The 17,104-nt window shown below is 74.8% G+C and carries 16 protein-coding genes; 7 read left to right on the top strand and 9 right to left on the bottom strand.

What is annotated here, in order from left to right; genetic code table 11:
- Positions 1–18: 18 nt before the first annotated feature.
- The 3 genes from AB0O53_RS22075 to AB0O53_RS22085 form a co-directional block, all read right to left on the bottom strand.
- Positions 19–153 carry a SapB/AmfS family lanthipeptide gene (locus AB0O53_RS22075; RefSeq protein ID WP_030655136.1) on the bottom strand — a complete coding sequence of 45 codons (135 nt, stop codon included), beginning with the start codon at positions 151–153 and terminating at the stop codon, positions 19–21.
- Positions 150–2,786, bottom strand: a complete 2,637-nt coding sequence (gene lanKC / locus AB0O53_RS22080) for a class III lanthionine synthetase LanKC (RefSeq protein ID WP_350997918.1) — start codon at positions 2,784–2,786, stop codon at positions 150–152. The genes AB0O53_RS22075 and lanKC overlap by 4 nt, the downstream gene beginning before the upstream one ends.
- 98 nt (positions 2,787–2,884) lie before the next feature.
- Entirely contained in the window at positions 2,885–3,568 is a 684-nt protein-coding gene (locus AB0O53_RS22085; RefSeq protein ID WP_350997915.1) for a VanZ family protein, read from the bottom strand.
- On the opposite strand from AB0O53_RS22085, the gene AB0O53_RS22090 reads away from it, so the two are divergent.
- Positions 3,567–4,592 carry a YihY/virulence factor BrkB family protein gene (locus AB0O53_RS22090; RefSeq protein WP_403142277.1) on the top strand — a complete coding sequence of 342 codons (1,026 nt, stop codon included), beginning with the start codon at positions 3,567–3,569 and terminating at the stop codon, positions 4,590–4,592. The genes AB0O53_RS22085 and AB0O53_RS22090 overlap by 2 nt on opposite strands.
- A 65-nt stretch (positions 4,593–4,657) precedes the next feature.
- Here AB0O53_RS22090 and AB0O53_RS22095 read toward each other — a convergent pair whose 3' ends face one another.
- Positions 4,658–5,020 carry a hypothetical protein gene (locus AB0O53_RS22095; RefSeq protein WP_350997909.1) on the bottom strand — a complete coding sequence of 121 codons (363 nt, stop codon included), beginning with the start codon at positions 5,018–5,020 and terminating at the stop codon, positions 4,658–4,660.
- Between the two features lie 194 nt (positions 5,021–5,214).
- The gene (locus AB0O53_RS22100) at positions 5,215–5,580 is read right to left on the bottom strand and encodes a PRC-barrel domain-containing protein (RefSeq protein ID WP_350997906.1); all 366 of its coding nucleotides are present in this window, start codon (positions 5,578–5,580) and stop codon (positions 5,215–5,217) included.
- Positions 5,581–5,734: 154 nt separating this feature from the next.
- Here AB0O53_RS22100 and AB0O53_RS22105 point away from each other — a divergent pair, with 154 nt between their 5' ends.
- The gene (locus tag AB0O53_RS22105; RefSeq protein ID WP_350997903.1) at positions 5,735–6,385 is read left to right on the top strand and encodes an HAD family hydrolase; all 651 of its coding nucleotides are present in this window, start codon (positions 5,735–5,737) and stop codon (positions 6,383–6,385) included.
- 223 nt (positions 6,386–6,608) lie between these two features.
- Entirely contained in the window at positions 6,609–7,439 is an 831-nt protein-coding gene (gene nadE / locus AB0O53_RS22110; protein WP_350997900.1) for an NAD(+) synthase, read from the top strand.
- A 78-nt stretch (positions 7,440–7,517) separates the two neighbouring features.
- Here the strand turns inward: nadE and AB0O53_RS22115 are convergent, their stop codons facing one another.
- Together AB0O53_RS22115 and AB0O53_RS22120 are read right to left on the bottom strand one after the other, a co-directional pair.
- The gene (locus AB0O53_RS22115) at positions 7,518–8,363 is read right to left on the bottom strand and encodes an IclR family transcriptional regulator (protein ID WP_434094453.1); all 846 of its coding nucleotides are present in this window, start codon (positions 8,361–8,363) and stop codon (positions 7,518–7,520) included.
- Between the two features lie 857 nt (positions 8,364–9,220).
- Entirely contained in the window at positions 9,221–9,799 is a 579-nt protein-coding gene (locus tag AB0O53_RS22120; protein WP_350997897.1) for an RNA polymerase sigma factor, read from the bottom strand.
- Positions 9,800–10,359: 560 nt separating this feature from the next.
- Here AB0O53_RS22120 and AB0O53_RS22125 point away from each other — a divergent pair.
- Positions 10,360–12,258: a glycoside hydrolase family 15 protein gene (locus AB0O53_RS22125; protein WP_365197627.1), complete on the top strand. Its 1,899-nt coding sequence runs from the start codon at positions 10,360–10,362 to the stop codon at positions 12,256–12,258.
- 69 nt (positions 12,259–12,327) lie between these two features.
- Positions 12,328–13,554 (top strand): FAD-dependent monooxygenase, encoded by a 1,227-nt coding sequence (locus AB0O53_RS22130; protein WP_365197630.1) that lies wholly within the window; start codon positions 12,328–12,330, stop codon positions 13,552–13,554.
- A gap of 81 nt (positions 13,555–13,635) precedes the next feature.
- On the opposite strand, the gene AB0O53_RS22135 is transcribed toward AB0O53_RS22130, so the two are convergent.
- Positions 13,636–14,256: a hypothetical protein gene (locus tag AB0O53_RS22135; protein WP_350997888.1), complete on the bottom strand. Its 621-nt coding sequence runs from the start codon at positions 14,254–14,256 to the stop codon at positions 13,636–13,638.
- 134 nt (positions 14,257–14,390) lie between these two features.
- On the opposite strand from AB0O53_RS22135, the gene AB0O53_RS22140 reads away from it, so the two are divergent.
- Both AB0O53_RS22140 and AB0O53_RS22145 read left to right on the top strand, forming a co-directional pair.
- Positions 14,391–15,068 carry a response regulator transcription factor gene (locus AB0O53_RS22140; RefSeq protein ID WP_350997885.1) on the top strand — a complete coding sequence of 226 codons (678 nt, stop codon included), beginning with the start codon at positions 14,391–14,393 and terminating at the stop codon, positions 15,066–15,068.
- Between the two features lie 112 nt (positions 15,069–15,180).
- Positions 15,181–16,554: a sensor histidine kinase gene (locus AB0O53_RS22145; protein WP_435886669.1), complete on the top strand. Its 1,374-nt coding sequence runs from the start codon at positions 15,181–15,183 to the stop codon at positions 16,552–16,554.
- A gap of 186 nt (positions 16,555–16,740) precedes the next feature.
- On the opposite strand, the gene AB0O53_RS22150 is transcribed toward AB0O53_RS22145, so the two are convergent.
- Positions 16,741–17,025, bottom strand: a complete 285-nt coding sequence (locus AB0O53_RS22150; RefSeq protein WP_350997879.1) for a hypothetical protein — start codon at positions 17,023–17,025, stop codon at positions 16,741–16,743.
- Positions 17,026–17,104 lie beyond the last annotated feature (79 nt).

The raw sequence follows: 17,104 nt of genomic DNA on the forward strand, positions 1-17,104 counted from the left end.
GGCCCGAGCTGACCTGGGTCAGTTACAGGTCGTGATGCTGAGGCTGCTGTCGCCGCAGAGGAGCAGGCTGGCGCGGCTGCCGCCACCGGTCATCGCGACCTCGGTGGTCTCTTCCTTCGGGGTCTCCATCGACTGCAGGTCAAGAAGCGTCATGTCTGATTCCTCTTCTCTCGGGTGGTGCGATGGGTCACGGCCCCGGGCGGGGCCGGCTGGTGGGCCGCGGCGCCTCGGCGCAGCGGCGGGAGGAACGGCAGGTGCGCGCGCCCGCCGGGCGCCGCGCTGCCGAGGGCGAGGAGAGCGCCGGCCGTGCCCGTGGTGAGGTCCATGGACAGCCGCATCATCTGCTCGCCGGGGAAGGCCAGATGTCCCTGGTACGGCACGGCGTGCCGGGCCAGTGCCTCGATCTGGCGGGCGATGGCGCCGGGCCCGGTGCCGGGCCCGGGCGTGGTGGTCCGGGCCAGGTGCAGGATCATTCCCGCGGCGCCGCGCATCAGCCCGGGCTGGGCGTAGAAGGTGGCCTGCGCCGCCCGTACGATCTCCGGCCGGGCCTGTTCGAAGCGCTCGTCGGGGCCGTGCTCCAGCCAGTCGTCGAGGACCATGCCGATGCCGACGCTGCCCTCTCCGAGGTACGGCATGGTGCGCCAGCCCTCGTTGACCTGGAGGGTGCCGAAGGCGCTGGTGACGCAGCGGTCGAGGTCGCGGTGGAGTGCGTGGGCGGCCTGGATCAGCAGTTCCTTGTCGCCGGTGCGCTCGTAGAGGCGTACGAGGAGCAGGGCGGGTCCGGAGTCGCCGTACAGGAGGCCCGCACGGCCGGGCCGCCGGGACGGGTCGGTGACGAGTTCGGCGCAGCGCAGTGCCGCGGTGTGCAGTTCGCTCTCGCCGCTCGCGGTGCCGAGTGCGTCCAGGGCGAGTCCGATGCCGGCGAGGCCGCCGTACAGGTCGGGGCCCGCGCTCTGCCAGGGCTGGTGCAGCAGCCGGTCGGCGAGGGCGAGGGCGCGCTCGCGGTGTCCGAGCCGGTCCAGCGTCCAGGCCGTGCCGGCGAGGCCGTCGTAGAAGCCGAGCGGGGTGCCGGAGGCCGGATCCGCGGTCCGGTCGAGCAGCCACTCCTCGGCCTCGGGCCAGGGGCCGGCGCCGGTTTCGGCGAGGGCGTGCAGCACCCCGGCGATCCCGTGGCCGAAGCCGATGCCTCCGTGGGCGTGCGCGAACTGGGCGATGTCCCCGGGGACGAAGCGGTCCTCGCGGTGCGGGGTGGCGCTCGCCCGCAGTGCGGCGGTCATCGACGTACGGGCGGCGGGCCACTGACCGGGCTCGACGGGCAGGTACGGTCCGGCCGGTGCGGGCAGGCGGTCGCCCGGCATGCCCTCCGGTGCTCCGGAGAGGATCTCCTCGACGGCCTCGTCCAGGAAGCGGCGCGGTACGGGGAACTGCTCGGCGGCGACGGCGGCCAGGTGTGCGGCCTTGGTGCGGTCCAGGACGAGCAGGCTGGTCAGCGGGAGGAAGAGGGCGAGCCGCAGGCAGGCGAGGGCGTAGCGGTCGACGGCGAATCCGCGCCGCTCGGCCGGGGCGACGAAGGCCGGGTTGGCCACGGTCTGCCGCAGGCCCTCGTCGATGTGCGCGGCGGCCTCGAAGTCCAGGAGTGCGACGGAGGGTTCACCGGTGTCGTCGTCCTCGGCGACCATGATGTTGAAGAGGTGGAGGTCGTTGAAGACGACCCCGCGGGCGTGGACGGCGTCGACGGCCTCGGTCACCCGCTGGTGGATCTTCAGCGCCCATGCGGTGTAGGAGGCGAGCTCGGCCGGGTCGGGGTCCGCCTCGATCAGGGGGTGGCGGCGGGCGAAGTAGGTGTTGAGCGGCTTGCCGTCGAGGTGCTGCAGGACCAGGAAGTGGTGGTCGCCGACGGTGAAGGTGCTGCGGACGGCCGGTACGCAGTCCAGCCCGGCCAGTCGTTCCAGGGCGGTCCGTTCGCGGTGCAGCCGGGTGACGGCGTCGGCGCCGTCGGCGGCCAGTCCGGCGTACGGCCGGGCCTCCTTGAGGACGACGGCCTCGCCGGTGCGGCTGTCCTTGCCGAGGTAGACGCCGCCGCCGTTGGAGAAGTGCAGGGCCCGTTCCACCGTGAAGGGGACGCCGGCCAGGGTGACGGCGGAGCGCGCCCTGAGGTGGGGTTCGAGGAAGTCGGGCAGTTCGAGCCACTCGGGCGGCTGGAACGCGGGTCCGCGCCGGTCCGGTACGAGCCGGCCGTCGGGGGTCTCGACGGCCGGGACCAGTTCGCCGTGCTCGCCGTAGCAGTGGCGCAGGGTGAAGCTGCCGTACCGCAGGTGGACCGGTCCGGCGCCCCAGCGCAGATCGCTGAGGATGTACGGTCCGGCCGCGCCGCCGAGCGCGGCGTCGAGGTCCTCCGCGATCCGCCGGCACTGCCCGTCGTCGGCGGGGTACACGGTGATGAACTTCCCGCTCGCCGCGCGGTCGGCGTACTTGGCGTTGCGCAGGTGGAGCAGGTAGCGGCTCGGGATGAACTTGAAGGCGATGTTCCGCTCGGTGCAGTAGGCGTACACCGTGGTGAGCACCGACTCGGCGTTGTCGAGCGTGGCCGAGACGTGGATCTTCCAGCCCTGCGCGGGCAGTTCGGCGCCGGCGGGGCGCAGGGCGAGCCAGTCGCCACTGCGGTGCGAGCGCCAGCCCGACGGGACGGGGGCGAGGGCGGACGGGTAGCTCTCGCCGGCCCGCCGGTACGGCGCGTCGTAGAACCAGCGGTCGGCGTCGCAGTAGGCGGCGTACCCCTTGTTCACACCTGCTCCCTCGGTCGGTGGCAGACCCGACCGTGTCACGCCGGGCGCGGGCGCCGACAGTCACCGCTGTCACCGATGGGGTGTGCAGTACTCACGAGTCACGAAGGACGGCGGTGCCACCAGTGCCTGCGGCGCGGGTGCACGGCGCGACCGAGGCGCAGGCCGATGAAGAGGTAACCGAGCAGCGCGCCGGACGTGTTGAGGATGACGTCGTCGATGTCGAAGACGCGGCCGGTGACGAGGGCTCCCTGGATCAGTTCCACCAGCGTCATCAGGCACACGGTCACCGCGGCGACGCGCAGCAGTCCCCGGGCGGGCGGCAGCAGGACGGGCAGGAGCACGCCGAACGGCACGCCCAGCAGGAGGTTGCCGCCCAGTTGGCGGGCCGCTTCGAGGGTCGACGCGTGCTCCAGGTAGGCCTCGATCGAGCTGCCCGGCCGGAGGTTGCTGTGCACGAGGGCCGCCGAGGCGGCGGACGGCTCCAGTGTCAGGCGGGCCAGGACCACGCTGAACAGGACGGTCCCGACGAAGGCGGCCAGCATGGCCAGGGCCCGTACGGCCGGGTGGGCCGGGGGCTTCCCGCGGGTCCGGGGGTTCTTGTCCGTCGTGGGCTGCCTGTCGGCCGGGGGGTTCTCGGCGGCCGGAAGGTTCTCGCCCGTCGCAGGGTTCTTGTCGGCCGGAAGGTTCTTGTCGGCCGGGGGGTTCTTCGTCGCGGACACCGTGGCCGGCAGCGCCGCTTCCCGCGGCTCTTCGTCACGCCTTCGCGCGTGGCTCCATGTCATGGCAGGCCGTGTACCCGGCGGACGGGCCGGTACGCAGATCCCCCGCGGGCGCATGGGCGCGGGCTCGGAGGGGCACGCGCACGGAGTGACCGACATCCCCCGCACCGCTTCACCCCGAGGCGGTCCACCCGCCCCCGCCGGCACGTCCGGCACCGCCACCGCCGGCCCGTCCGGCACCGCCACCGCCCTCGCGATGCGCACCCGCGCCGAGTTGCGGCGTACGGCCGTCCGTCTCTGGACGGACAACCTGGCCGACCACGCGGCCGCCCTCACCTATTACGCCCTGCTCGCGCTGCTGCCCGCGCTCGTCATCGCGGTGTCCGTCGTGGGGCTGCTGGGCGGGGCGCGGCGCGACGCCCTGATCGCGGACCTGACCGCGTACGCGCCCCCGCAGTCGGCGCAGGTGCTCCGCGACGCGCTGGGCGGCCTCCCGGAGGCGCAGTCGTCGATGTGGGCCCTGCTGCTCGGCGGGGTGGTGAGCGCGCTGTGGTCGGCCTGCAGCTACCTGGCGGTGTTCCGCCGCGCCCTGCACACCATGCACCGGGTGCCGGACACGCGGCGCCCGCTGCGTGCCGCGCACACGCTGGTCGTCCACGCGGGGCTGCTGCTGGTGCTGCTCGTCGTCGGCGCGGTCGGGCTGGTCGTGTCCGGGCCGCCGGCCCGCTGGGCCGCACGGGCCGTCGGATGGAGCGGCCCCGAGGCCGTCGCGCTGCTGCGCTGGCCCGTGCTCCTGGGGGTCGTGACCCTCCTGGTGCTGGTCCTCTTCCGGACCGGCCCGGTCCAGAGCCGGGGCACCCGGCGCGGCCTGCCGGGCGGGGTACTGGCGGCCCTGCTCTGGCTGGCCGCCTCCGGGCTCTTCACGCTCTACACGCAACTGGACACGTACGGCCGTCTGTACGGTTCGCTGGCCGGGATCGTGGTCTTCGTGATCTGGCTCTGGTTCGCCAACCTGGCCCTGCTCACGGGTGCGCAGTTCAACGCCGAGCGGGCACGCCGGCCGGCGGCCGGGCCGCCGGCCGGCTGAGCGGCCCGGCACGGCCCGGGCGGCCTGGGCTGCCCGCGCCGTGCCGTGCCGTGCCGGCCTCGGGCTCACCGCTTCGCGGGCCGTGCCCGCCGGGAGCGCCGTGCGATCACGGCGGCCGTCAGCACGCCGGCGGCCGTGGCCAGCGCGGTGCGGTGGGACCGTGCCAGCTTGGCGGCCCGGCCGGCCCTCGCCCGTGCGGAGTCGAGGTTCCCGCGGCCGGTGAGCCGCCCGGCCCGGGCGGCGGTGTCCCGGACGCGCGTCGCCGTCCGGAACGCCCCCGCGCGGACGGGGTCGGGCGTCTTGTCCTCGACGAGCCGTCCGACGTGCGCGGCGGTGTCCCGCAGCCGGCCGGTCGCGCGGGCGACCTGTCGGCGCAGCTCCTTCGGGGCGGGGACGGACTTGTCGTTCGCGTGCGGTATCAGCGTCATGGGGCTTGCCTCTCCTGGGAGTTGTCCGCGGCGTGGTCTCTGCTGCGCGGGTACCCGGCCACGGCCCGATCACGCGCGCGGACCCGGGGTGTCGGCTCCGTACGGCGCCGCTCCTCGCCGGGCCCCGGCACGGCCGTGGGCCCGAACTCGGGGAGTTCGGGCCCACGGCCTCGCAGCGGTCGGACTCGGGCCGGTCAGAGCGGCGGGAGGCCGAACCGGGTGGCGGCGTAGTAGGCGCCCAGTTCCTGGTGGTAGTCCCGGTCGCCGAGGTGGCTGTCCCGGTGGAACTCGGGGGCGTCCTTGATCTGGCCCTTGGTGCGGTCGACGTAGAGGGTCCGCGCCTCCGGGTCGATGCTGACGACGGTGCTCGCCGGCAGCAGGACCTCCTTGCCGAAGATCCAGACCCCGGTGTCCACGACCAGGTAGGCGTCACCGACCTCGTCGGAGTGCTTGTCCACCTTGCCGATGCCGCCGTCGGTCGCCTCGACCTTGTAGCCGGTCAGATCGGTGCCGGCCAGGTGGCCCGAGGTCGACTTGTAACTCCACACATGCTCAGTCACGCGGAAACAACTCCTCCGATGAACGGGGGACGGCGGGGGTGCCCCGGCCGTCCGTCCTTCTTCGTCTGTCGTGCGGGGGTGTTCGTGCTCCCCGTGGACTCGCCTGCCCCGCCTCCGGGACCTCATGCACGCCGCCGGACTCTATGCTGCGGACATGATCAAGCCGATTGAACTCGTCATATTCGACTGCGACGGCGTGCTCGTCGACACCGAACGCATCGCGACGCGCGTCCAGGTCGCGCTGGGGGCGGAGCTGGGGTGGCCCCTCACCGAGGGCGACGTGATCGAGCTGTTCATCGGGCGGTCCAACGCCTCCGTGCGGGAGCAGGTCGCGGCCCGGCTCGGCGAGGGGACGGCCGACGTCTGGCTGAAGCGGTTCGAGCAGCTCCACCGCGAGGCGGTCGACGCCGGCCTGACCCCCGTCGACGGACTCCCCGAGGCGCTCGACGCGATCACCCTGCCGACCTGCGTCGCCTCCAGCGGCCCGCACGAGAAGATGCGCCACACCCTGGGCCGCACCGGGCTCTACGACCGCTTCGCGGGCCGCATCCACAGCGCCACGGAGGTCGCCCGCGGCAAGCCGGCCCCGGACCTGTTCCTGTACGCGGCGCAGCGGATGGGCGTCGATCCCGCGGCCTGCGTGGTGGTCGAGGACAGCCGGCCGGGTGTCGAGGCGGCCCGCGCCGCCGGGATGCGCTCCTTCGGCTACGCGGGCGGGATGACCCCGGCCGAACGGCTCGAAGGCCCGGGGACGCACGTGTTCCACGACATGCGCGACCTGCCCGGTCTCCTCGCGGCGGGATGACGCGGGAGCCACCGCCGACCCGCGGTCCGTCCTTGCGCCCCGTCCAGCCCGGTCCAACCCGCTCCAGCCCGGTCCCGCCCGTTCCCGGCCGCACCGCTGTCACCGCCCTCGGGCAGGGCTCCGCGACCTTTCCTCTAGAGTGCTTTCCGGCCCCCTCTTCGCGCCCGCGGCCCGCCCCGCGGCACGAGCCGACCTGTCCGCGGGGCCCGACCGAGGAGCAATCGTGACCGACCAGGCGTCCATATCGCTGCAGCAGGAGATCGCCCGGGACCTCCAGGTGAGCGCGTCCTTCGACGCCCGGCAGGAGATCGAGCGCCGCGTGGCCTTCCTCGCCGACCGGCTGCTCTCCACGGGCCTGCGCTCGCTGGTGCTGGGCATCAGCGGCGGTGTGGACTCCACGACGGCGGGCCGGCTGTGCCAGCTCGCCGTCGAGCGGGTGCGCGCCGCGGGTCAGGAGGCGACCTTCTTCGCGATGCGGCTGCCGTACGGCGTGCAGGCGGATGAGTCGGACGCGCAGCTGGCACTGGAGTTCATCCGGCCCGACCAGGTCCTGACCGTCGACGTGAAGGCGTCGAGCGACGCCGCGCTGGAGGCGGTGCTGGCGGGCGGCACGGTCTTCCGTGACGCGCACCAGCAGGACTTCGTGCACGGCAACATCAAGGCCCGCCAGCGCATGATCGCCCAGTACGCGGTCGCGGGCGCGCAGGCCGGCCTCGTGGTGGGTACGGACCACGCCGCCGAGGCCGTGTCCGGCTTCTTCACCAAGTTCGGCGACGGCGCGGCCGACGTGGTTCCGCTGACGGGCCTGACCAAGCGGCGGGTCCGCGCCACGGCGGAGGCGCTGGGTGCCCCCTCCTCGCTGATCTGGAAGACGCCGACCGCGGACCTGGAGACGCTGAAGCCGGGCCTGGCCGACGAGGAGGCGCTCGGCGTCACCTACGACGACATCGACGACGTGCTGGAGGGCAAGCCGGTGGACGCGGCGGCCCTCGACATCATCGTCAACCGCTACCGGGCCACCGAGCACAAGCGGCAGCTGCCGATCGCCCCCTGAGCCGTCCCGGCCCCTCCGACCGGTGGGGCCCGGGACCCGGGCGGAGTCCCGGCCGGGCCCCGGGCGGCCGATCCCTGCCTAGGCGGAGGTGGACAGGATGGTGTCCTCCGGCCTGCGGGCCGCGGGGCGGGTGCTGCCGGCCACGATCAGCGCGAGTAAGACCGCGGCCGCCTCGCTCTGCAGGATCCGGGCGGCCTGCTTCAGCCGGCCCGGGTCGGGGACGGGGATGGACAGGGCCACGCATTCCGGGTTGGGGCCGGCGGTGATCGGCACCGCCGCGCACACCGTGCCGAGGGCGTACTCCTGGAGGTCGAGGAGGGGCGTGTTGGGCGGGCGGTCGTCGAGTTGCCGGAAGAGGACCTGCCAGCTGGTGAGGGTGCGGGTGGTGAAGGGGGTGAGCGGGTGTCGGGCCAGGTGGTCCCGCCGTTCGTCGTCGTCCAGTTGGGCCAGCAGGGCCTTGCCCACCGAGGAAGCGTGGGCGGCGGCGCGGAAGTCGACCCACTCCTCGACGGCGGGTGCGGCCGGACCGTCCGCGTACTGGGTGATGGCGACCTCTCCGTCGGTGTAGCGGGCCACGTAGACGGCGGCGCCGACCGCGTCCCGCACCCAGGCCAGGGTCTCGCGCAGGTGCCCGCGGCCCTCCCCGCCGTCCGGCTCGCCCAGCAGGAGGGCGTGGCCGGCCACGTAGGCGTCCGGTCCGACCGGCGTGACCAGGCCGGCGCGGATCAGCTGCTCCACGGCCCGGGCGAGGACCAGTTGGGGGAGCCTGCTCTCACGCGCGATCTGTGTCAGGTTCACCCCGCCCGAGTGGCGGTTGACGACTTCCAGGACGCGCAGCGCCCGGTGTACCGATTCCAGCGCCGCCGGGGCCGTCCGTCCCTCGGGGGACGGCCGGGCCGCGGGGGCCGGTTGCGGCTGCTTCAGCGCTTCGAGTGTCCACCCGTTCGCCTGCTCCGTGAGGTGCCGGGGGTTGAGCCGGGCGTTCTGCGCGACGGCCACGGCGACCTGCGGCCCGGGGGTGAAGACCTCCCCCAGGTCGGGGTGCTCCCTGCGAGGGCGCGCCGTCAGCGCCTGCCGCAGTCGTGCCGGGAGTCGCAGCGGAGGCCTGGCGGATCCTCCCGGCCCGCCGCTCAGGGAGGTGAGGTCCTGGGTGGTGAGGGGCGGGGACGTCCAGATGACGGAGGCCCCGAGGGCCCCTTCGAGGTCGTGCGGGATCTGCGGCAGGGGCGGCAGGTGGTCGTCCGGCGGCAGGACGTGGGACTGGCGCTTCCAGTACCGGGCGGTCGCCACCTCGGCACGCGACAGGTGGTGGAGGTAGAGGCAGCGGGCCGCGGTCTGCGAGCCCGCCCCCGCCGCGTACTGGAACCAGAACTGCGCGCCCTCCGTCCGGTCGGCGAGGTGGAGCAGGCAGCCGAAGAGCAGCGCCGAGTCCATGCCGTGGGGCCAGGAGTCGGCGGCCAGGGCGGCTTCGGCGAAGTCACGGCTCTCCACGAGGCACCAGGTGAGGTCGTCCAGGCCGCGGGCGGCCCGCACGTGGCAGGCCGCGTCGAGGACGAGCTCGTCGTTCTCGGCCGGGGCGGCCCGTCCGCGCGCGGCCGCGGCCCCGCCGGACGCCGCGGTCGCGCTCGCCGCGCGGGCGCGGTCCGCGGCGATCCGGCGGGCGATGCGGCGCCGCGCCGCGCCCTCGTCGTATCCGGCGTACTCCTCCGCGAGCACCGTCGCGTCCGCCAGGGACGCGTCCAGTGCACACGGCGGCGTGTCGCGGTGGCGTGGCATGTCGCTCACTGGGCCTTCTCCTCTCCGGGGATCCAGTCCACCCCGAGTTTGCGGGACAGGGTTCGGCGTGCGCCGCGAATGTGGGATCGGACGGTGGCGGGGGAGATCCCCATCATCCGGGCGACCGTGTCGCAGTCGTTGCCCAGTAGGAAGGCGAGCAGCACGACGTCGTACTGCCGCTCGGACAGGCCCGCGATCGCCGCGTACAGCCCGAGTTTCGACTCCAGCAGCTCCAGCCGTTCCCGGGAGGAACGGCGCAGTGCGGCGAACCAGGCCGTTTCGACCATGGCCACCTGCCGGCCCAGGACGGTCAGCCGCCGCTCGACGTGCTCGCGCAGCACGGCCCAGGCGAATCCGTGCAGGCTCGCCTCCTTCAGCGCCTGGCGCCACACCTTCAGCAGGAAGGTGAACACGTCGTCGACGACTTCCTCGGCGTCCTTGGGGTTCCCCAGCTGCAGGTGGGCGTAGCGCAGATAGGCGCGGTGCTGCTGGGAGTGGAAGGCCGTGAACTCCACCGGCAGCACGCCGGCCAGTTCGCTGGAGACCGCTCGGTCTCCCGACGGGTCGAATTCCCCTTCGTTCATGCGCTCCCCCGCAGCTGTTCGCCGCCGCCCGTCGGGGTCGCGGTGAAGGGACGGTGGCGGGCCGCTGGGCGGGTTGGTGGGCAGCCGGCGGATGGTTCGCCGGTACCTCTTTCCGCTCCGGGGCCCGGCAGGCGCATGCGCGTCCGGGACACATCGATCACGACAACGCCGGAAACGGTGGCGACGACCGGCGCGAGGGCGGGCGTCTCGGCGACATTCACGTGGGTGCGGACCTTTCAGGTGGCGTGTGCGTGGCCGGCCGCCTGCCCCCGCACCAGCGGCCGCGGAGCGCCGGGCGCTCCCAATCACCACCCCATCGGAAAACGAACCCGATCGTGCAAGCCGGTCTCCGGAAATCCCGGAAACGAAGCGCATTCGCTTCCGCGCGCGCCCCTGGCCCCCCGCGCACGCCCCCGATCGGATGGCGCCGTGACCCGATCCGGTGGAACACGGACGGACTCTCCCCGCACCGGGGCCGGTTGCCTGCATGGTGGGTCCGGCATCCGGCGCCGGGCACGCTCCGCCCGCGCGCCCGTCGAGGAGGAAGGGCCCGCATCCGTATGGCGTTCGCGAGGACCGTACTGCCCGCCCTGCTCGCCCTGGCCCTCACCGGTGCTCCGGCCGTGCCGCCCGACGTCGCGCCCGTGGCCGTCGTGCCGTACGACGGCCAAGTGCTCCACGAGCGGGCTCTCCTCGACGTGCGGGCCACGGGCAACGCGGCCGCCCAGGAGTTCACCGTGGACGACGGCCGGCTGTCCCGGGTGAGCGTCTGGCTGGGCAGCCGGGCGGCGACGGGGACGGTGACGGCAGAGGTCCGCCGGGTGCGTTCGGACGCGGGTTCGGCGGTCGCCTCGGCCACTGTGGACCTCGCCGCCCTCGGCGGCGCGGGGGCCGGCTGGGTGGAGTTCCCGCTCCTGGACGCCGACGTCACCGCGGGCGCAACCTACTACCTCTTCGTCCAGGCCACGACCGCCGAGGACAAGGCGGTCGCCTGGTACGGCACGCGGCAGGACGTGCCCGGCTCGCTCACCAGCTGGAACTACGACCGGGCCCACTGGGGCGGCTGGCACGCCCACGACACCGGCCGGCTGGCCTTCCACGTCAACCCCGTCGGCGGCGAGCGGTGCGGGGAGACCGAGCCGTGCTACGTGCCCGCCTCCGCGCTCGCGGCCCGTACCGCGGGCCTGCTGACCAACGGGACGGCCACCGAGGCGGTCCTGCCGTCCTTCGCCGTCGGAGCCTCGTACGTGGACGGGAGCAACGTGCTCCGGCTGCCCTCCGGCCGCTGGCGGTACCTGCCCGACGGGGCCTCGCAGTCGGCCGTGGTCGAGGCGGAGGACCCGGGCGCGCTGGCGCAGATCGAGGAGAGCCGCGCGTGGCTGGCCAGGGGCCGCGTCCCCCGGGCCGGCGCCGGGCAGCGGGCGGCCGTGCAGCGCGCCCTGCTGTCGATGCGGGCGCTGCTGAAACCGGGCGGCGCCTTCGCCGCGGGGTGGTCGCCGCCCTGGGCGTACTCGTGGCCCCGCGACGGCGCGTTCGCAGCCGCCGCGTTCGCGGTGACCGGGCACGACGGGGAGGCCTACCGGGTCCTGGAGTTCGACGCGCGCACCCAGCGGGCGGACGGGACCTGGGAGGCCCGGACCACGCTGGACGGCAGCGGACCTCCGGACGCGCGGAAGTGGCAGCTGGACGGCAACGGCTGGGTGCCGTGGGCCACGTGGCAGTGGTACCGGGCGGCGCCCGCCGCCGGGCGGCACGAACGGCTGCGCGCGCTCTACCCGATGGTCCGGGCGGCGGCCGACTTCGCCGCCCGCTCGCTCGGCCCGGACGGGCTGCCCCCGGCGTCCCCGGACTACTGGGAGCTGGACACGGCGACCGCGAACATCGGCACCGCCGCTCCCCTGCTCGCCGGGCTGAACGCCTCGGCGGACCTCGCCGCCCGGCTGGGCGAGGGCGCGGACGCGGAGCGCTGGGCGGCCGCGTCCCGGCGGCTGTCCGCCGGGATCGCCGCCTCCTTCGCCCCGTTGGGCTACCAGCGCACCGTCGACGGCAAGCACGGCCGGGACAGCGCGGTGGCGTTCATGGCACCCCCGTTCAACACCGCCCCGCCCGGCCTCGGAGAGGCGCTGGACTCGACGTACCGGGCGCTTCTGTTGCCGGGCGGGGGCGTCTCGCCCGGCAATGACCCGGACTTCAGCTGGGGATCGTACGCCTGGACGGCCAGCACCTGCTTCTTCGCACTGGCCTGGGCCGGCACGGGTGAGCGGGCGAAGGCGGGCCGGGTGCTCGACTGGGTGCTCTCCCAGCGCAACGGGCTCGGCGAGCTCCCCGAAACGGTGAACGGGGCCGGACAGCCGTCCTCCGTCGCTCCCCTGGGCTGGACGGACGCGCTGGTGGTGCTGACCGCGCAGGCCCTCCAGGGGTCACCGCAGCCCACACCCCCGGCGCCCGCGGCCCGGTGAGCGCATCGGGATCGTCCGGCAGCGGGGAAGAACGACAGGCAGCAGGCAGCAGGCAGCAAGGAGGCGGTTGTGCGGGGCGGAACGGTTGCGGTGATCGGCGGGAGCATCGCGGGCTGTGCGGTCGCCACGGCGGTGGCCCGGGCGGGCGCCGGGCAGGTGACGGTCCTGGAGCGCACCCGCGGCCGGCTGGCGGACCGGGGCGTGGGGCTGTGCGTGCACGACGAGCGGGCCGTCGAACTGCGCGCGAGCGGAGCCCTGCCGGACGGGATCGTCTCGCATCCGCTCCGGCGGCGCCGTTGGGTGGTCCGGGACGATGCCGAGGGGGCGGGCGGACGGCTGATCTGGCAGCAGCCGTTCCCCTTCCACTCCTACCACTGGGGGCTGCTCTGGCGCGGCCTGCGGGAGTCCGTGCCGGACACCGTCGTCTACCGGCAGGGCGAGACGGTGACGGCCGTCGAGGCGGCCGACGAAGGGGACGACCGCGCCCGGGTGCGGCTCGCGGACGGTTCCGTGGCGGGCTACGACCTGGTCGTCGGCGCGGACGGCTACCGGTCGGTGGTGCGTGCGGCGCTCTGCGCGGACGCGCGGCCGCACTACGCGGGCTACGTGTGCTGGCGCGGGAACGTGGACGCGGCGCGCCTCGACGAGCTCGGCGGCCTCGGGGACCAGGTGCCCGAGGCGGTGACCACGGTCTGCTTCCCGGGCGGCAGTTGCGTCGTCTACCGCATCCCCGGTCCCGGCGGCCCCCGGGTGAACTGGGTGCTCTACGCCGCTCCCCCACGCGACGGGCAGCTGCGGCTCGACGACCCCACCAGCTTCCCGCCGGGTGCGCTGACCCCCGAGCTGGCGGAGCACCTCGGCGCCCTGCTGGAGCGGGAGTTCCCGCCGTACTGGCGGCGGGCGCTCGCGCTGACGGACCCGGCGGACACCTTCGTCCAGCCGATCTACGACCTGGAGCCGGCCCGCACCGCCGGCGGAAGGCTGCTGCTCACCGGGGACGCAGCCAGTGTCGTACGCCCGCACAACACGAGCGGAGCCGCCAAGGCCCTCCAGGACGCGACCGCCCTGGCGGACTGCTGGCGCCGCTCGGAGTCCTTCGAGGAACTGCTGGACGGCTACCACCGGGCGCGCGGGGCGGCCGGCCGGGAACTGGTCGCGCTGGCACGCCGGCTGGGCCGGGCCCAGGTGGAGCGGACCCCGGCCTGGGCGGGCATGGACGGTGACGGGATGGCCGCCTGGTGGCAGGGCCAGCTCGACGGGGCTCCCGGGATCGGGGGTCGCGCCATGGCCCCGTAGCCCGTGCACCGCCCGACCGCCCGGCGCCCCCTTCGCCCGGCAACCCTTTCGCCCGGCCACCGCTCCGCCCGGCTGCTCCGGCTATCCGCCGAGGGTGGTGTTGCCGGTGATCGTGCCGTCCGTGCCGGACACCGTGACCACGTGCCGGACGCCGTCGGGGCCGAGGACCACGGCCCGCCAGGCGCCGCCCCCGCCCTCCTGGGCGATCGCGCGCAGGCTCTCCACCTTGCCGTCCGGCACGGCCGCGGCGGCCTTGGCGGCCGCGTCGCCGATGGCCAGGGAGGGCAGCGGCGCGGGCGCCCGGCCGGTCTTGCCGGAGCCGTCCCGGCCCTCGGACCGGCCGGGGGCGTCGGGGTGGCCGAAGCGCTCGCGCACTGCGGGGCCGTCCTCGCCGCCGGGTGCCTTCCGCGCGCGCTCTTCGCCGGGCGCCCCGCCCTGCGGGCCCCGCTCGGCCCCGCCCCCGGGGCCGGCCTCGAAGCGGATCGTGTGCGGTCCCCGGCCGGCCCGGTCGTGGTGGTGGTGCTCGGCCGCGGCCACGGCCGCGAGCCCGCCGCCCACGACCACCACGACCGCGCCCGCCGCCACCCAGCGGGTGCGCCTGCCGCTGGGCACCAGGCGGGACAGCGCCACACGCTTGCGGGCACCGGTCTCGGGTGCGCTCTGGGGCAGCTGCTCGGGCGGCGGCGGAACGGATTCAGACATACGGCTACTCCTCCGGACAGCCGGACGCGCTGCCCGGCTCGCCCAGAGCATGGTGGGGGGATGCTGAAGCCCAGCTGAAGCCACCTGAAGACCTCTTCAGCCGGCCGCCGTGCAGGCCTGCGATCCTGTTCGGCATGCGCGTACTGGTGGTGGAGGACGAACGGCGGCTCGCCGTGGCCCTGCAGCGGGGTCTGCAGTCCGAGGGGTTCTCGGTGGACGTGGCCCACGACGGGACCCAGGGCCTGTGGATGGCCACCGAGCACGACTACGACCTGATCGTCCTCGACATCATGCTCCCCGGGCTGAACGGCTACCGGATCTGCGCGAAGCTGCGCGCGGCCGGCAACGAGTCGGGAATCCTGATGCTCACCGCCAAGGACGGCGAGTACGACGAGGCGGAAGCCCTGGACACCGGCGCGGACGACTTCCTGTCCAAGCCGTTCTCCTATCTCGTGCTGGTCGCCCGGCTGCGCGCGCTCGGCCGGCGGGCCGGTGGCCGGCGGCCCCAGGTGATGCGCTTCGGCGACCTGTTGATCGACCCGGCGCGGCGTACGTGCTCCCGTGGCGGTACCGAGGTCCGGCTGACGGCCAGGGAGTTCGCGATACTCGAGTACCTGGGCCGCCGGTCCGGCGAGGTGGTCTCCAAGCGGGACATCCTGGAACAGGTGTGGGACACCGCCTTCGACGGCGACCCCAACGTGGTGGAGGTCCACGTCAGCGCGGTGCGCCGCAAGGTCGACGCCCCGTTTGGCCGGGCCGCGCTGGAGACCGTACGGGGAGCCGGCTACCGGCTGGCGGCCGACGGTGGCTGAACCGGCCGGACCCTCCCGGGCTTCCCGGGCCTCCCGGTCCCTCCGTCTGCGCGGGCGCGCGGCCGACGGCCTGCGCTCGCTCGGGTCCGCCGCGCTCGGCCGGTGGCCGGTCCTGCGCCGGCTGTGGCCCACCACGGTCCGGGCCCGGGCCACCGCGGGCGCGGGTCTGGTGGTGGCCGCGGCCCTGGCGCTGGCCTCGTTCGCCCTGCTCGGGCTGCTGGAGGCCAACCTGCAGCGCAACGCGGAGAACGACGCCCGGCGGCAGGCCGAGACCGTCGCGCAGCTCGCCGCCGCCGGGAAGCTGGGCCGGGCCCGCCCGCAGGGCCGGGCGGTCGAGTTCGTCCAGGTCGTGAGCGCGGACGGGCGGATCCTGTTCGCCACCCCGAACCTCATCGGGGTACCCGCCTTCCCGCCGGCGCCGCCCGGAACACCGGGGGCCCGGGCGCACACCTGGCGGGTCCGGCCGGTCGACGGCGATCACCGGCAGCGGGTCGTGCAGGTCGTCACGCAGACACCGGACGGCCCGGCCACCGTCTACGCCGGTGCCTCGCTGCGGGACGCGGACGCGGCCGACGACACGACCACCGCCGCGCTCGTGATCGGCATGCCGCTGCTGCTGGCGACCGTGGTCCTGGTGACCTGGCGCGTCACCGGGCACGCGCTCCGGCCGGTGGAGGCGATCCGCTCCGAGGTCGCCGGGATCTCCGACCGGGACCTGCACCGCCGGGTGCCGGTGCCCGCCACCCGCGACGAGGTCGCCCGGCTGGCCGAGACCATGAACGCCACGCTGGACCGGCTGGAGGCGTCCGGCATCCGCCAGCGGCGGTTCATCGCCGACGCCTCCCACGAACTGCGCAGCCCCATCACCGTCCTGCGCACGCAGCTGGAGGTGGCGCTGGCCGTCCGGGACCCCGAGCTGTGGCCCGAGCTGATCGGCGGCGCCCTGGAGGACATCGAACGGCTCCAGCGCCTCGCGGCGGACCTGCTGCTGCTCGCCAGGATCGACGCGGCCCAGCCCGTGACGGCGGTCCCGCTGGACCTGGGCGCCCTGGTCGGCGAGGTACTGGAGGCCCGCCTCGGCGACCGGGTGCCCGTACGGGTCGACCTCGCGGCGGATGTCGAGGTCACCGCCGGTGCGCTGTGGCTCGGCCGTGTCGTCACCAACCTGGTCGACAACGCGCAGCGGTACGCCGTGGGTGGCGTGGACGTCACGCTGCGGACCACGGGAGGCGGCGGCGCGGCGGGGCCCACCGCCGTGCTGGAGGTCGTGGACGACGGGCCCGGGATTCCCGCGGCCGACCGCGAGCGGGTCTTCGAACGGTTCACCCGGCTCGACGACTCGCGCAGCCGCGACCACGGCGGAGCCGGTCTGGGCCTCGCCATCGCGCGCGACCTGAGTGCGCACCACGGCGGAACGCTGACGGCCGAGGACTGCGCGAGCGGCGCCCGGCTGGTCCTCAGACTGCCGCTGAGGCAGCGGGCCTGAGGCAGCGGGCCGGACGACGGGCCTGCCGGCGCGGGCCGGGCGGTTTCAGCGCGTGTGGCGGTGGCGGCCGTGGTGCTGGTGCGGATGACCCGTCGTCAGCAGGACGAGAGCGAGTCCGAGGGGCAGCAGGACGAGCAGGAGAAAGGTCATGGGCCGCTTGTGCCCACCGTGTCGCCGTCGACACGGCTAACCGGCCGCCACCACCCGGCCGGCCGTGACCTGGGGAGGGTCGGGGAGCAGGGCGGCGAGGTTCTCCCGGACGAAGTCCGCGGCCCTGACCACCGATTCTTCGGCCCCGGCCCGGTCCTCGAAGACGCTGGTGGACACCATCACCCCGTCCCCGGCGTCGACCCAGTAGTAGGCCACGAATCCCGGGACCCGGCGCAGGAGGGTCACGAAGCCCTCGTCCACCAGGCGTCCCGCCTCGCCGGGGTCGGTCACCCCTTCGTACCGCCGGATCACCGCGTACACGGCCGGTCTCCTCACCTGTCCACGCCGGGCCCAAGGAGTGACATGTCATCACTTTCCATGGTGAACAGTCACTCAAGGT

The organism is Streptomyces erythrochromogenes, from assembly GCF_040684695.1.
Classification (GTDB): domain Bacteria; phylum Actinomycetota; class Actinomycetes; order Streptomycetales; family Streptomycetaceae; genus Streptomyces; species Streptomyces erythrochromogenes_C.

Coding starts and splice junctions, on each gene's coding strand:
- AB0O53_RS22075 (WP_030655136.1), bottom strand. CDS start 153: ATGACGCTTCTTGACCTGCAGTCGATGGAGACCCCGAAGGAAGAGACC.
- AB0O53_RS22090 (WP_403142277.1), top strand. CDS start 3,567: ATGGCAGGCCGTGTACCCGGCGGACGGGCCGGTACGCAGATCCCCCGC.
- AB0O53_RS22085 (WP_350997915.1), bottom strand. CDS start 3,568: ATGACATGGAGCCACGCGCGAAGGCGTGACGAAGAGCCGCGGGAAGCG.
- AB0O53_RS22095 (WP_350997909.1), bottom strand. CDS start 5,020: ATGACGCTGATACCGCACGCGAACGACAAGTCCGTCCCCGCCCCGAAG.
- AB0O53_RS22105 (WP_350997903.1), top strand. CDS start 5,735: ATGATCAAGCCGATTGAACTCGTCATATTCGACTGCGACGGCGTGCTC.
- AB0O53_RS22120 (WP_350997897.1), bottom strand. CDS start 9,799: ATGAACGAAGGGGAATTCGACCCGTCGGGAGACCGAGCGGTCTCCAGC.
- AB0O53_RS22125 (WP_365197627.1), top strand. CDS start 10,360: ATGGCGTTCGCGAGGACCGTACTGCCCGCCCTGCTCGCCCTGGCCCTC.
- AB0O53_RS22135 (WP_350997888.1), bottom strand. CDS start 14,256: ATGTCTGAATCCGTTCCGCCGCCGCCCGAGCAGCTGCCCCAGAGCGCA.
- AB0O53_RS22140 (WP_350997885.1), top strand. CDS start 14,391: ATGCGCGTACTGGTGGTGGAGGACGAACGGCGGCTCGCCGTGGCCCTG.